Source organism: Pseudomonas caspiana, from assembly GCF_002158995.1.
Classification (GTDB): domain Bacteria; phylum Pseudomonadota; class Gammaproteobacteria; order Pseudomonadales; family Pseudomonadaceae; genus Aquipseudomonas; species Aquipseudomonas caspiana.
Map to the genome: position 1 here is coordinate 198,509 of NZ_LOHF01000001.1, position 13,440 is coordinate 211,948.

The following is a 13,440-nucleotide window of genomic DNA, read 5'->3' on the forward strand; positions in this document are numbered from 1 at the left end:
CTTAACCGCGTGGCGCGGAGATGCCGGCAACTTTTTCAGGTGCTTTAGGCTTCACTTGCGGCAAGTTGCTGGCTTCCAGAGCCTGGCGTTGTTTGAGCAGCGCAGCGAGCGTCTCGGCGCTGGCCATCGGGGTCTCTTCCGGTGTGACCGGCTGACCAGGGCGGACGCGTTGCAGGCCCTTGACCACGATGGTGTCGTCTTTGCTCAGGCCGCTGCGCACGATGCGCAGACCTTCGACTTTCGGACCCAGCTCAACCGGGCGATACGCCGGCTTGTTGTCCTGGCCCACGACGAGCACGAACTTCTTGCCCAGGTCGGTGCCCACGGCTTCATCATTGATCAGGATTGCAGAGTAGGTGCCGCTGCCGACCAGTTTGACCCGGGCGTACAGGCCTGGGGTGAAGCTGCCGTCGCTGTTGTCGAACACAGCGCGACCGCGGATGGTGCCGGTACGCGGGTTGACCTGGTTGTCGACGAAGTTCATCTGGCCCTGATGCGGGTTGCCGACTTCATTGGATAGACCCAGATACACCGGGGTGGTCTGGCCGCGTTGGCCTTTGCGAGCCAGCTCCGTGTATTTAAGGAAGACACGCTCATCGGCGTCGAAGTAGGCGTAGACCTTGTCGGTGGAAACCACACTGGTCAGCGGGGTGACGTCGGCGGTGACGATGTTGCCAGCAGTGATTTCGGCGCGGCTGACACGGCCACTGATCGGCGATGTCACGCGAGTGAAGCTCAGGTTCAGTTTCGCCAGGTCCAGTTGCGCCTGGATGGCCGCTACACCGGCGCGGGCTTCTTGTGCGGTGGTGGTGCGAGAGTCAGCCAGTTCGGCGGAAATGGCGTTGTTGGTGCGCAGGCGTTCACCGCGCTGGGCTTCGTTTTCACTGCGGTTTGCAGTGGCGCGAACCTGTTGCAGTTGAGCTTCGAGGCGGCGAACTTCTGACTGGAACGGGCGGGGATCGATCTGGAACAGCACATCACCTTTCTTGACCAGTGCGCCGTCGGTGAAAGCGACAGCATCGATCTGGCCGGATACCCGAGGGCGGATTTCTACGGTTTCCGGTGCTTCCAGGCGCCCTGTGAACTCATCCCACTCGTTGACGGGTTGTTCCAGCACCTTGGCGACGCTGACTTTAGCGGCAGCAGGCGCGACCGTCGCTTCAGGCGATCCGCCGCAAGCGCTGATCACCACCAGCGCCAATGCGGCCAGGGGGAAGCGCAATTGATTGAATTTCTGAGCCATGGGATTGTCCGCCGGAATATTAAGATGGGCGGATTCTGTTCTTGAGGGTGGTATTGCACGAATCGAATGAAACAAAAGTTAATATCATTCGGAATGATATTGAGTATCTCTCGGGCAGTAATAATCCGATGGTTTGCGAGGGTACGTAGAATTTTGTGGGAGCTGAGCAAGCTCAGCCCCCGCAAAAGCTCATTCGCAGATCAGTAGCGCAGTATCACCAACCAAATCAAAAATCATAAGCCAGTTTGGTGTACCAGTAACCGCCACCCGGATAGAACGGCGGGTTACCATACGGTGCAAGGCCGAGGTTGCTGTAAACAGCATTTTTGGATGGCCGTACGTCAAAGATATTGGTCCCGCCGATGCTTACCGTCAGTTGGTCAATAAAGGTGTAGCTGACATCCAGATCGGTTATCCATTTGGCACCAAAACTGCGGTCGCCGCTGGGGTTAACCGCCAGCGTTTTCACTGCGCCGTAACGGCTGGTCTGCAGGTTTACCGCCAGATCGTCAACCTTCCAGTTGGCGCCCAGAATCCATTTGGTCTTGGGTGACGCTTCGGTCAGGTCGCCCTCGCGATCACGACCTACCAGGGTTACCCCGGAATTGGCCAGCGCCGCGGGCGTATCACGAACGCCTTCAATCGTGGTTTTGTTCCAGTTGAACCCAAGACTCCAGCGCACTTCTCCAAAGGCATCCAGCGGCGTGGTGTGGTCGGCGACGATATCCAGGCCACGCGTGCGGGTGTCGAACGCGTTGGTGTAATAGTTGACCCAGGTTCCTGAGGGCACGCCTTGAGCGCTGAGGACGCCGTTGATAACGCCGTTGCCCTGATCATAAATGTTGCTGGTCAGTGCGATTCGATCATCAATGTCGATCAGGTAAGCATCCGCCGTAACGCTGGTTCGCGGTGCCGGTTGCCAGGTCAGCCCCAACCCGAGGTTGCGCGACTTCTCCGGTTTCAGATCATCGCCGCCCAACGCTGCGGCCAGGTTGCTGCCTGACGGGGTAAGACGGGTCACGGCCGGGACCACGTTGCCGTTCACATCGACAGCGACCCGATTGTCCGCAACGGTGTAACCAATCTGGGTCAGGGAGGGCGCCCGGAAGCCGGTGCCAACAGTGCCCCGTACGGCAACCGTGTCGGTCAGTTCGTAACGGGAGTTCACTTTCAGGCCAAAGGTATTGCCTGAATCGTCGTCGTAATGTTCAACCCGCCCGGCGACGTCCAGAAACCAACGATCAGTCAGATCGAAGCCCAGGTCCAGGTAGCCCGCATAGTTATTGCGAATCAGGTTGACCTCATCCTCCGGGCGAATGGTCACTGCCGCTTGAGCCCCTGATGCCGCCGGATAGGTGCCAGTAATGTAGGCCTCCGGATCGCCAGCGAAGGTGCTGAAACGTTCCCAGCGATGTTCGAGGCCGGCTGATACCTGAACCGGCGAGGTCAACTGAAACAGGCTGTCGTAGCGACGGGTGAAGTCCAGATTGTTGACCCATTGTTCAAAGCGAAATGTCGCTAGATTGTCGAACCTGGTAGGGGACGCAGTGCCCAGCGACGGGTTGATATTCAGGTCGCTGGAGTGATGCACGTTGTTACGTCCGTAGGTCGTGCTCAGGTCCCAGTTCCAGTCGGCGAGCTCGCCCTTGCCACCGAACAGAAACTGGTAATCGGTATCCTTGATGTTGTTCAGCGGGTAATAACCGTCTGGGAAAACCTCGGGGACCGATGCTGTGCCGGTGGGCAGGCGAAAATAGTTAGCCGCCTCGGCGTCGCGCTCGCCATAAGTGGTGAAGGAATACAGCGTCAGATCTTCCAGCGGCAATTCGGCGTTGTAAGCCAGGTTGAAGGCTTTCAGATCCGGATCGCCATTCTTGATGGCGACGCGATCCCAGGCTGCTTCTTTTGCCGGGTCACTGAACGCTCGAACGCTGCTGTCCGCCTTGTCGTTCCACGAGGCCTCACCCCGTTTGCGGGCGTCGGCAGAAAAATGGAAAAAGCCTTTTTCGCCGAGGGTAAAGCCTTGGTCACCCGCGATCTTGAGGGTCTTACCCGCACCCGAAAATAACTTGCCGTAAGTGCTTTCATAGTGTCCGCCGGAATCGCCGGACTTGAGAATAATGTTGATCACACCGGCAACCGCGTCGGAGCCGTACTGAGCTGCAGCACTGTCCTTGAGCACTTCGATGTGGTCCACAGCACTGACCGGGATCAGATCGATGTCCACTGCGTTGGCACCGCTGTTATCGATTGAGCCTCGCTGGCCCACTGCGCCATTGTGCCGGCGCTTGCCGTTAACCAGCACCAGCGTATAAGCCGGGCCCAGGCTTCGATTGCTCAGCGGCCGTGTCACCGAGTTGTAGCCCGCGATATTGGTTCCAAAATTGAAAGAGGGCAGCAGTTTGGCGATGGCCTCAGAGAGTTCTGCGCGGCCAGTCTTGAGGAGTTGATCACTGTTAATGATGTCGATAGGCGCCGGGCTGTCCGCCACCGTCCGCTGTTGTCCACGTACCCCCGTGGAAATCACCGTCACGGTACTGAGGGTCGATTCGTCGCTGGCGGCCTCGACGAGTGGCGAGAATGCCCCAAGCAATAACGCAGCGGTGAGTGTTGAAAGCGGATACGTTTTGGCGGGACTTGTTGCAAGCGTCATTGTCATATCGGGCGGTGTCCATTGAACTGGCACTGGCCCGTGGCGAGGGTGCAGATTAATTAGCCTGATGGGAAAGAGTGATAGCAGGAACGATGTCGTCTGCGCTGGATAGTATTTGCATAATAAAACCGCTGGAAATGCCGTTTTGGAATATGGATATTATTCTTTATTGGTATCATATCCTGATAATAGATTAAATAATCTGATAGTAAGCGCTGTTATGGGGCCTTTCCTATGCCCATGGATTCTGTACGGAAAAAGATGTCTATCAGGTCAGGAAAAAAGCGCTGGCATATAGCCACTCGTCGATGAAATTCAATAAAAATCGAAATATTGCCGAAACAACGAATATCCACGCAACTTTCTACAGGCCTTACGAGTCGGAGCTTTGACCTTTGTGATGTCTCATGGCCATTACCTGGGTTGCGCTTGTCATGCCTTGCTTTCAAGTGCGTTGAAAAGGGGTCAAAGAAGTCCCTTATAAGAGAAACGGATAGTTCTCACCCCAATAGAAAATTGCCCACCAGGGCTGTGAGAATCCTATGAACATCCTTGCTCCTGCCGTTTACCTGTCCAGCCGTTTACGCTTTTCTGCAAAATTTGCACTGCTTGCATTCACTGTTCTAATCGCGTTGTCACTCCTTGCTGCTCGAATAGTCCACCAGATCAATGAACGCATTGATGGGGTGCATTCAGAACAGCTTGGCCAGCGCTATTTGATGGATGTAACACCCGTCCTTAGACTGTCGATGATGCAACGTGCACTGACCAACCGATTGCTGAGTGGTGACCCCACTGCTCAAGCTGATTTCACCGCCAACCAGGCGAAGCTTCTGGAAGCATTTTCCAGGCTTGAGTCGACTGACCGGCAATACAACGTGGCGCTGGAAACCGGCGACCGAGTGCAGCGTTTACGCGCTGGGGCTCAGCGGCTCATTGATCAGGTCAAGCCCGATGCCAATCAGGCAAAGGCGTTTGATGAGTGGAACGATCAGCTCACTCAGACACTGAATTTCATCTATTTCGTTTCAGCCACGTCGGGCATGGTGCTGGATGAGGATTACGCGTCGCTGTTCATGATTGATCAAAGCACCATCAGATTGCCTCGACAAATCAACGTTGTGGGGCAACTACGAGGCTTGTCCAGTGGGTTGCGCAACGGACAGCCGTTAACTGAAAGCACCCGCTCTGCATTGCAATCACTGCTCAAGCAAGAAGCCCAGATACGCACAGAGCTCCAGCAGAGCATCAGTCTCTTGCGTCGCAAAGAACCTGCTCTTGCTGACACCATCCAGCTGCCTGTCACCAACGCACTGTCGAACCTCGACAGTTTTCGCAACGATGTTGAAGCGTTAACGCGCTCGACGAACGACACCATCAGCGGGGTGCAGGACCTGCCCGCAAAAGGTAACGCTGTGGTCGCCGATTTGTATAAGGCCCAGGACATGCTGCAGGAATCGCTGTCGGCTTTGCTGGAGAAGAGAATCGGCGAAAAATCAGCGGAAAGATCGCTGATATTGGCAGCGTTAGCCTTTATGAGTCTGCTACTGATCTATTCATTCGCTGGTATCTACACGTCTATGCGCCGTGCTATCCAGGATGTACTGAGTGCTACCCAACTCATTGCCCAAGGTGACCTCACCGCTCGCGCAAAAGTGCAGGGTAAAGATGAGATGGCAGACATCGGCAATGGCCTTAACCACATGGCGCAGGCGTTCAGCACGTCGTTGACTCAGGTTGAGCAGAGCTCACATTCGGTATCAGACGCTGCCCAACGCCTGGGCTTGTCTATTGATCGCGCCAAGCAGTCAATGAGCTCCCAGCAGGGTGAGACTGAGCAAGTGGCCACGGCTATCAACGAGATGACCGCAAGCGTCGCAGATGTTGCGCAAAATACCGAGGGTGCCGCACGAGCAGCGGAACAAGCCAGCCAGGCTTCAAGCACTGGTCTGGCAGTCATGCGCGACACTCGATTGACTGTCGAGGAGCTGGCCAATGAAGTCGAAGCCAGCGCTGAGAAAGTATCTGCCCTTGCGCTGCACAGTCAGGAAATCGGCGGCGTAATTGAGGTCATCCGCAACATCGCTGATCAAACCAATCTGTTGGCGTTGAACGCTGCCATCGAAGCGGCCCGCGCAGGAGAGCAGGGCCGTGGCTTCGCGGTCGTCGCTGATGAGGTCCGGACTCTCGCATCACGCACGCAGAATTCGACCGAGGAAATCCGTCGGATCATTCAAGAGCTGCAACTCGCAACGACGGCTGCAGTGGAGCAAATGAAGGCGGGACGCCACAGAGCGCAGGATTGTATTGCGTCTGCCGATCAAGCCGCAGCCAGCCTTGATGAAATCAACAACGGTGTTGAGCGAATTGTCGGGATGAACACCCAGATCGCCAGTGCGGCGGTGCAGCAGCATGCCGTGTCTGAAGACATCAACCGCAACGTGACTGAAATTCGTAACGGGAGCGAGGCACTCAGGGAGGAGATCGAAGATAACGCCGTCACCGCTAACGAGTTGTCAACGTTGGCTGGCGAGCTACGAATGGTGGTGTCACGTTTCAAGATGTAGAAGCTGACCTCTGACATTCATGACGCCTAACCGCAGCGATCGCTGTTTTCCGATCGTTGCGGTTATCTGGATAGCAACAGGCTCCAATTGAGCTATCCGTACCGATTCTCCCTTGCCGTTGCGGTGCCGCATGCTGAATACCCTCCTGGATCGTCCCTGCGCCAAAGATCCTCAAACGCTGATCGAGGTCGAGCAGACCATCGCGTCAGGTGTGCGTGCATTGCGCTTCAGCGACGAACTTGAGCGACGCTATGAAGCAGAAACGCTGGAACGGCGGCGTCGGTTCATCACAATTGTCGGTATCGGAGGAGGGCTGGTTTACAACCTGTTCCTGATCAGCGACTGGCTGACACTGCGTGATGTATTCACCTATGTGGCAGTAGGGCGCTTGTGCCTGATTACCCCTCTGTTCATCGTGCTTTTGCTTCTGGTTCAACGTCTGACGCAACGGTGGGCGCTGGAAACCGTTGCGGCAACTGGTACTGTCGTGGCTTCGTTGATGCCGTTGGTGGTGATGATCTACAGCGATAGCCCTTACAGGCTTCACTACCAATTGGGGATGCTGTTGCTGATGGTGTATTGCACGATGATCCAGCAGCTACCGTTGCGTTACGCTGCACTTGCGATGAGCGTGATGTTGGTCATCCAGTTGGTGACGACCTACATTGCTGATTTCGCAGACTTGCGGATCTGGCAAGCCAATGCGCTGTTGTTTGTGGCGACAGTGGCGCTGTTGTTGATGGCGTCTTATTTCCTGGAGCGGGGCAGTCGCATGAGCTATCTGTTCGCGCTGCGAGGACGTCTTTTGCAGGTGCAACTGATGGAGATGGCGCGCACTGATGCGCTCACTCAATTGTTCAATCGGCGTTATCAGGACGAAGTACTCACGTCGGTCTGGGAGCACGCCTTGCATACGCCCACCAACGTGGCCGTCATCCTGCTGGATATTGATCACTTCAAAGTCTACAACGACAGCTATGGCCACCCGCAGGGCGATACCTGCCTGAGATTGTTGAGCGAAGCTATTCAGCAGACAGCGACAGATTCAGGCGCGCTGACGTTTCGTTTTGGTGGCGAAGAGATTCTGGTGTTGATGATTAACGCAGATGTCAGCAAAGCCAGCACATTAGCCGAGAAGCTACGGGCCGCAGTCGCCGCACTCAATGTTCCGCACCCGGTACTGGGCGAAGACGCCCGCGTCACTATCAGTCTGGGGCTGGCGGTTACAGCCGCACCTCAGGTCAGTGCCGGAGCCTTGATCGGTGCCGCTGACGCTGCGCTTTATGCCGCCAAGCATGCGGGTCGTGACCGGCTATGCGTGGCCTGAGGGTGTTTCGCCAACAGTGGGTCCGGCCATGTTTTGACCCCGCGTTGTCCCGGAGCAAAGGCGGTGTTTCAGGCTGGTGCGCTCACATCTTTCGCAAGCAGCCTGGAAGGCATTGCAGTTCAACGTTTTGAATTTTATTCGCCAGAAACGACAGAGGGTGCCACTGACCCAAGAATAGCCGCGCGACTGGCCTCAAGAATTTCATCCGCCAGTGGCGAGTCATCCGGGCAGGCGCGGGACATGACGATTGCCCCGAGTGCTTGCGCCATTATGGCAAGGCGTTTGGCACGCGCCTGGGCCGAGTCCGCGTCGTTCGGCGGCTCAGCACCACCTTGCAACACGGCCAACTGAGTTTCAATACCTGTGGAAAATGTCGCGCGAACGTCCTCATCTTTGCGGGCAGCATCTGCGCACAACGACGCCATCGTGCAGCCAGTGGCGCGGTTGTCGCGGTGCTCGCGGGAAAGATAAACCTCAACGAACTCTTGAACCGATGCACCTGCAGTCAGCGCCGCAGACTGGGCGATGCCGGACGCTGCTGACTCTGCCATCAGATCGGCCTTGGAGCCGAAGTGCTTGTAAAAACCGCCCTGAGTGAAGCCAGCCGCCGCCATCAGATCGGCAATGCCAACCCCGTCATAACCGCGCTCGCGAAAAAGAGCCGACGCGGTTTCGACGATGTGCGCGCGATTCGCCTGGGCCTGTTGCTTGGTGACTTTCATCGCTTATCCAACAAGGTTTGTACCGGAATGAGTTCGACACTATACATTGATGTCGTTCGACATCAAACGATTGACATTTTAGATTGTGATCGTAATCATTGGCGCCACTCACACAGCAGAAGCCAAAACACATGTCTGACAAAACACTTTTCGAACCTTATCTTCTCGGCGATCTGACCCTCAACAATCGCGTCGTCATGGCGCCATTGACCCGTAACCGTGCAGGTGCCGGTCTGGTCCCCGGCGAATTGGCTGCCACTTACTATGCCCAACGCGCTTCGGCGGGGCTGATCATCACCGAGGCCACGCAAGTTTCGGCGCAGGCTCAGGGTTATCAGGATACCCCCGGTCTTTACACGCCAGAGCAAATCGCGGGCTGGCGTAAGGTCACCGATGCCGTGCACGCCAAGGGCGGTCGCATTTTCGTGCAGCTTTGGCATGTAGGCCGCGTTTCCCACGTTGATTTGCAGCCGGGTGGCGCGTCGCCGGTCGCGCCTTCAGCAATTCGGGCGCAGACCAAAGTCTTCGTCAACAATGAGTTTGCCGACACTTCCGAGCCGCGCGCGCTTCAACTCGCCGAACTGCCAGGCATCGTTAATGATTTTCGCCAGGCAGCTGCCAACGCCATTGCTGCGGGATTCGACGGTGTGGAGATTCACGGGGCCAACGGCTATTTGTTGGAACAGTTCATCAAGGATGGGGCCAACCAGCGTACCGACGCCTACGGCGGATCGGTCGAGAATCGCTCACGTCTGTTGCTGGAAGTCGTAACAGCCGTGGTTAAAGAGATCGGAGCGGATCGGACTGGCGTGCGTATCTCGCCGGTTTCGCCTGCCAATGCGATTTCCAGTAGCGACCCGCAACCGCAGTACGAGTACATCGTTGAGCAACTCAGCAGTCTGGGCGTTGTTTTTCTGCATGTGGTTGAGGGGGCAACGGGTGGCCCACGTGATGTGGCCGAATTCGACTATGGCGCACTGCGCAGCCGTTTCAAGCGGACGTATCTCGCCAATAACGGCTACGACCTGAAACTCGCCACTGCCCACCTCAATACTGACAAGGCTGACCTGTTTGCCTTTGGGCGTCCTTTCATCAGCAACCCCGATCTGGTCGAGCGATTGAAGACCGGCGCGCCACTGGCGCAGCCCAATCCAGCCACCCTCTATGGCGGCGGCGCGGCAGGTTATACCGACTACCCGAGCATTTCCGACTGAAGCTCTTGGCTATCAGAGCAAAAAATCGAACCCCATTTTGAAGGATTTCCCCATGACAAAGCTTGCGACTGTACTCATCACCGGCGCCTCTACCGGTATCGGCGCCACCTATGCCAAACGCTTCGCCAGCCGTGGTCACGATCTGGTTCTGGTGGCACGGGACAAGACCCGACTTGACGCGCTGGCAGCGCACTTGCGCGAGGGAAACGGCGTTGCAGTTGAAGTGCTTCAAGCCGACTTGACCCGCGCCGCCGACCTCACTGCACTCGAAACCCGCCTGCGCGATGACGCTGATATCGGCATTCTCATCAACAACGCTGGCATGGCTCAGTCGGGCGGCTTCGTCCAGCAGGGTGCTGACGCTATCGAGAAGCTGATCACCCTTAACATCACCGCACTGACCCGTCTGGCCGCCGCAGTCGCACCGCGTTTTACGCAGTCGGGCACTGGCTCAATCGTCAATATCGGCTCAGTAGTGGGTTTGGCTCCAGAGTTCGGCATGACAGTTTACGGTGCCACCAAGGCATTCGTGCTGTTCCTGTCTCAAGGCTTGAACGTGGAGCTGTCGCCCAAGGGCGTTTACGTCCAGGCCGTTCTGCCTGCAGCGACGCGCACTGAGATATGGGAGAGGGCGGGGATCGACGTCAACACCATCGCCGATGTGATGGAGGTTGACGAGCTGGTCGATGCGGCATTGGTCGGGTTTGACCGGCGTGAACTCGTCACCATTCCACCGCTGCACGTCGCAGAGCGCTGGGATGCACTGGATGCCGCGCGTCAGGGCTTGCTATCGGATATCCGCCAGGCCCATGCCGCCGAGCGCTATCAGCCCAAAGCCTGAGGGTTCTGGTTTCGTAATGACCATGCTCCCTGCACCGTTGGCGTGGGGGGCGTACCTCAATGCGGATTTATTTAAATACTGATCGATACATAAGTTGTTGACTGCCTAGACACCCCTCCCTATATTCATACCGATCGGTATATTAGTGAGGGGTTCAAATGACTACGGATGACAAACAGAGCGAAAAACTGCCGTTAGGTGCATTACTGGCGCTGGCGATGACGGGTTTCATTTGCATCGTTACTGAGACTTTACCGGCAGGTTTACTGCCTGAGATCGGCAGCGGCCTTGGGGTCTCGCCCTCGTTTGCAGGGCAGATGGTCACTGTTTATGCATTGGGTTCGCTGCTGGCAGCTATTCCACTGACCATTGCCACGCAGAGCTGGCGTCGCAGGACAGTCTTACTGCTGACGATTGTCGGCTTTCTGGTTTTCAACTCTGTCACTGCCGTGTCTTCCAATTACTGGCTGACGTTGATCGCAAGGTTTTTCGCCGGCGTTTCTGCAGGTTTGGCCTGGAGCCTTATCGGCGGATACGCACGACGCATGGTTGTCCCTCAACTACAGGGCCGCGCGATGGCGGTGGCAATGGTCGGGACGCCCATTGCCCTGTCACTGGGTGTGCCTTTGGGCACATGGGTCGGTGGGTTCATTGGCTGGCGCATGGCGTTTGCATTGATGTCCGGGCTGACCTTGCTGTTGATCGTCCTGGTTTTGGTCAAAGTGCCGGATTACCCTGGCCAGTCAGCCTCGCAGCGCATGGCCTTGCGTCAGGTATTTTTCACACCTGGGGTACGCTCGGTGTTGGCAGTGGTCTTCACTTGGATGCTGGCTCACAACATCCTTTATACCTACGTTGCTCCTTTTGTTACCAAAGCCGGTTTGGCGAGTGACGTGGATCTGGTATTGCTGGCATTTGGTATCGCAGCGCTGGCAGGCATCTGGGTGGCGGGACGGCTGGTTGATCGTCACTTGCGGAAGACGGTGTTGGCCAGTCTCGCAACCTTCGCCGCGGTTTCGGTTTTCTTCGGCTTGTTTTCAGACTCTGCGCCGGCAATGTATACCGGGGTGTTTATCTGGGGCCTGACGTTTGGCGGCGCCGCTACGCTTTTGCAAACCGCGCTCGCCGACTCGGCAGGTAAGGGCGCTGACGTCGCGCTGTCGATGAACGTCGTTGTCTGGAACAGCGCGATTGCAGGGGGTGGACTACTGGGCGGCGTGTTGCTCGGTCAATCAGGGGTGAGTTCTTTTCCCTGGGTCTTGTTGGCATTGCTACTGCTCAGTCTGGTCATTGCATCGCGGGCGCAAGTCCATGGTTTTGCAAAAGGCGACAGGCACTCCGGTCAAGTTGTCACCGGTCATTGATGTACTGGCGGCATTGAGGCTAGCGGTTCTGGCGCATCGGCATTTTATCGATGGTCGTGAAGATCGCGCTGATGTCCAGCGGTGCCTGTTGGTCAATCTTTGTGCCGCCGTCTTTACCCACCAGAAGCAAACGGGTCGGGCCACCGGGCTTTACGCCAAGTGTGCCCAGTAGTGCCGACGTGGCTTGTGGGTCCAGGGCCTGGTCGTTGCGTTTGCCGACGCCATCGACCACGGTGTACAGCACCATTTCCCTTTCGATAAAGGCCTCACGGTTGGCTGGCTTCATCAGGTCCTGCTGGAACTGAAGCCAGCTTGCATCACTGGCGTGAGGCGCTACCACAATCAACGGCCGGGACTGCCAGCGCTCAGCGTCCAGGGGATTGGAGGAGTCGGCCATCACCGGGCTGCCCGCCATGACGAACAGCAAGCTCAGTGGGGTCATCAGGCTTTTCATTGGCAACTCCTTGGCATTGGCTGATGTTGAAGTGTTCGACTTCAGTACTGCCGGTCTGATCGCAATGACGGACCAAAGGTCGCCACGTCGCACAGCTGCTAGCCGATGAAACCATGTTGTAACTCCGCGAAATATTTCCAGTGTTTGCTTAGCGCTCTGTGTCGGCACTCGAAGCACACATTCGAATTAATTGTACTCCGTCGTATTGCAAAACAATTGTGTATGGCGTTTATTAGGCACTGTCACGACAGTTGTTTTCATAAAAACTCCCCTACAAAAACAAATGGAGTGCTTCACATGACTAAACGCATCGCTTATGTCACCGCTGGTATGGGGGCTCTTGGGACTGCTGTCTGTCAGCGCCTGGCAAGAGATGGTTTTACCGTCGTGGTGGGCTGCGGGCCGAACTCGCCGCTTAAAAAGAATTGGCTGGACGAGCAGAAGCAACAAGGCTTCAGCTTTATCGCGTCAGAAGGCGACGTCGCCGACTGGGGATCTTGTCAGATTGCTTTCCAGAAAATCCTTAAAGATGTCGGGCCGATCGATGTGCTGATCAACAATGCCGGAACCGCTCGCAATGTGATGTTTCGCGATATGCAGCCAAGCGACTGGCAAGCGGTGATCAACACCAACCTCAATTCCCTGTTTAACGTAACCCGGCAGGTCATCGACGCTATGGTCAGTCGCGGCTGGGGCAGAGTGATCAATATCTCTTCGGTCAATGCCCAGCTAGGGCAGGTCGGTCAGGTCAACTATTCGACCGCCAAATCCGCCATTCGCGGCTTCACCCGTGCCTTGGCCAAGGAAGTGGGCTCGCGTGGTGTGACTGTGAACACCGTTTCTCCGGGGTATATCGCCACCCCCAAGCTCAAGGCCGTCACCACGGTTGATGCGATGGATCGTTTGATTCGTGAAGTTCCAACCCGACGCCTGGGCACGCCAGAGGAAATCGCTTCGATCTGCTCATGGCTGGCCTCGGAGGAATCCGGCTATGCCAATGGCGCAGATTTTTCCATTAATGGCGGCCTGCACATGAGCTGATTGCCGTTTTGGGG

The 13,440-nt window shown here is 56.5% G+C and carries 10 protein-coding genes; 6 read left to right on the forward strand and 4 right to left on the reverse strand.

Annotated elements, in window-relative coordinates; all coding sequences use genetic code 11:
* Position 1: 1 nt before the first annotated feature.
* The gene (mexE, locus tag AUC60_RS00905) at positions 2 to 1,243 is read right to left on the reverse strand and encodes a multidrug efflux RND transporter periplasmic adaptor subunit MexE (protein ID WP_087264093.1); all 1,242 of its coding nucleotides are present in this window, start codon (positions 1,241 to 1,243) and stop codon (positions 2 to 4) included.
* A gap of 226 nt (positions 1,244 to 1,469) precedes the next feature.
* Positions 1,470 to 3,896: a TonB-dependent receptor plug domain-containing protein gene (locus AUC60_RS00910; protein ID WP_238599489.1), complete on the reverse strand. Its 2,427-nt coding sequence runs from the start codon at positions 3,894 to 3,896 to the stop codon at positions 1,470 to 1,472.
* A gap of 542 nt (positions 3,897 to 4,438) precedes the next feature.
* Here AUC60_RS00910 and AUC60_RS00915 point away from each other — a divergent pair.
* Together AUC60_RS00915 and AUC60_RS00920 are read left to right on the forward strand one after the other, a co-directional pair.
* A complete protein-coding gene (locus tag AUC60_RS00915; protein ID WP_087264096.1) occupies positions 4,439 to 6,463 on the forward strand; it encodes a methyl-accepting chemotaxis protein in 2,025 nt (674 codons plus the stop codon).
* A 130-nt stretch (positions 6,464 to 6,593) separates the two neighbouring features.
* Entirely contained in the window at positions 6,594 to 7,790 is a 1,197-nt protein-coding gene (locus AUC60_RS00920) for a GGDEF domain-containing protein (RefSeq protein WP_087264098.1), read from the forward strand.
* Between the two features lie 134 nt (positions 7,791 to 7,924).
* Here the strand turns inward: AUC60_RS00920 and AUC60_RS00925 are convergent, their stop codons facing one another.
* A complete protein-coding gene (locus AUC60_RS00925) occupies positions 7,925 to 8,512 on the reverse strand; it encodes a TetR/AcrR family transcriptional regulator (protein WP_087264100.1) in 588 nt (195 codons plus the stop codon).
* Positions 8,513 to 8,643: 131 nt separating this feature from the next.
* On the opposite strand from AUC60_RS00925, the gene AUC60_RS00930 reads away from it, so the two are divergent.
* The 3 genes from AUC60_RS00930 to AUC60_RS00940 all read left to right on the forward strand — a co-directional run bounded on the left by AUC60_RS00930 (position 8,644) and on the right by AUC60_RS00940 (position 11,931).
* Positions 8,644 to 9,726: an alkene reductase gene (locus AUC60_RS00930; RefSeq protein ID WP_087264104.1), complete on the forward strand. Its 1,083-nt coding sequence runs from the start codon at positions 8,644 to 8,646 to the stop codon at positions 9,724 to 9,726.
* 52 nt (positions 9,727 to 9,778) lie between these two features.
* Positions 9,779 to 10,567, forward strand: a complete 789-nt coding sequence (locus AUC60_RS00935; RefSeq protein ID WP_087264106.1) for an SDR family NAD(P)-dependent oxidoreductase — start codon at positions 9,779 to 9,781, stop codon at positions 10,565 to 10,567.
* Positions 10,568 to 10,725: 158 nt separating this feature from the next.
* The gene (locus AUC60_RS00940; protein ID WP_087264108.1) at positions 10,726 to 11,931 is read left to right on the forward strand and encodes an MFS transporter; all 1,206 of its coding nucleotides are present in this window, start codon (positions 10,726 to 10,728) and stop codon (positions 11,929 to 11,931) included.
* A 19-nt stretch (positions 11,932 to 11,950) separates the two neighbouring features.
* On the opposite strand, the gene AUC60_RS00945 is transcribed toward AUC60_RS00940, so the two are convergent.
* The gene (locus AUC60_RS00945; protein WP_087264109.1) at positions 11,951 to 12,385 is read right to left on the reverse strand and encodes a DUF4174 domain-containing protein; all 435 of its coding nucleotides are present in this window, start codon (positions 12,383 to 12,385) and stop codon (positions 11,951 to 11,953) included.
* 297 nt (positions 12,386 to 12,682) lie between these two features.
* Between AUC60_RS00945 and phbB the strand changes: the two genes are divergently transcribed.
* Positions 12,683 to 13,426: an acetoacetyl-CoA reductase gene (gene phbB, locus AUC60_RS00950; protein ID WP_087264110.1), complete on the forward strand. Its 744-nt coding sequence runs from the start codon at positions 12,683 to 12,685 to the stop codon at positions 13,424 to 13,426.
* Positions 13,427 to 13,440: the final 14 nt, after the last annotated feature.

What these genes read in the sequence shown, in the direction of transcription:
- mexE (WP_087264093.1), bottom strand. Translation starts at nt 1,243, where the DNA reads ATGGCTCAGAAATTCAATCAATTGCGCTTCCCCCTGGCCGCATTGGCG.
- AUC60_RS00935 (WP_087264106.1), top strand. Translation starts at nt 9,779, where the DNA reads ATGACAAAGCTTGCGACTGTACTCATCACCGGCGCCTCTACCGGTATC.
- AUC60_RS00915 (WP_087264096.1), top strand. Translation starts at nt 4,439, where the DNA reads ATGAACATCCTTGCTCCTGCCGTTTACCTGTCCAGCCGTTTACGCTTT.
- phbB (WP_087264110.1), top strand. Translation starts at nt 12,683, where the DNA reads ATGACTAAACGCATCGCTTATGTCACCGCTGGTATGGGGGCTCTTGGG.
- AUC60_RS00930 (WP_087264104.1), top strand. Translation starts at nt 8,644, where the DNA reads ATGTCTGACAAAACACTTTTCGAACCTTATCTTCTCGGCGATCTGACC.
- AUC60_RS00910 (WP_238599489.1), bottom strand. Translation starts at nt 3,896, where the DNA reads ATGACGCTTGCAACAAGTCCCGCCAAAACGTATCCGCTTTCAACACTC.
- AUC60_RS00925 (WP_087264100.1), bottom strand. Translation starts at nt 8,512, where the DNA reads ATGAAAGTCACCAAGCAACAGGCCCAGGCGAATCGCGCGCACATCGTC.
- AUC60_RS00940 (WP_087264108.1), top strand. Translation starts at nt 10,726, where the DNA reads ATGACTACGGATGACAAACAGAGCGAAAAACTGCCGTTAGGTGCATTA.
- AUC60_RS00920 (WP_087264098.1), top strand. Translation starts at nt 6,594, where the DNA reads ATGCTGAATACCCTCCTGGATCGTCCCTGCGCCAAAGATCCTCAAACG.
- AUC60_RS00945 (WP_087264109.1), bottom strand. Translation starts at nt 12,385, where the DNA reads ATGAAAAGCCTGATGACCCCACTGAGCTTGCTGTTCGTCATGGCGGGC.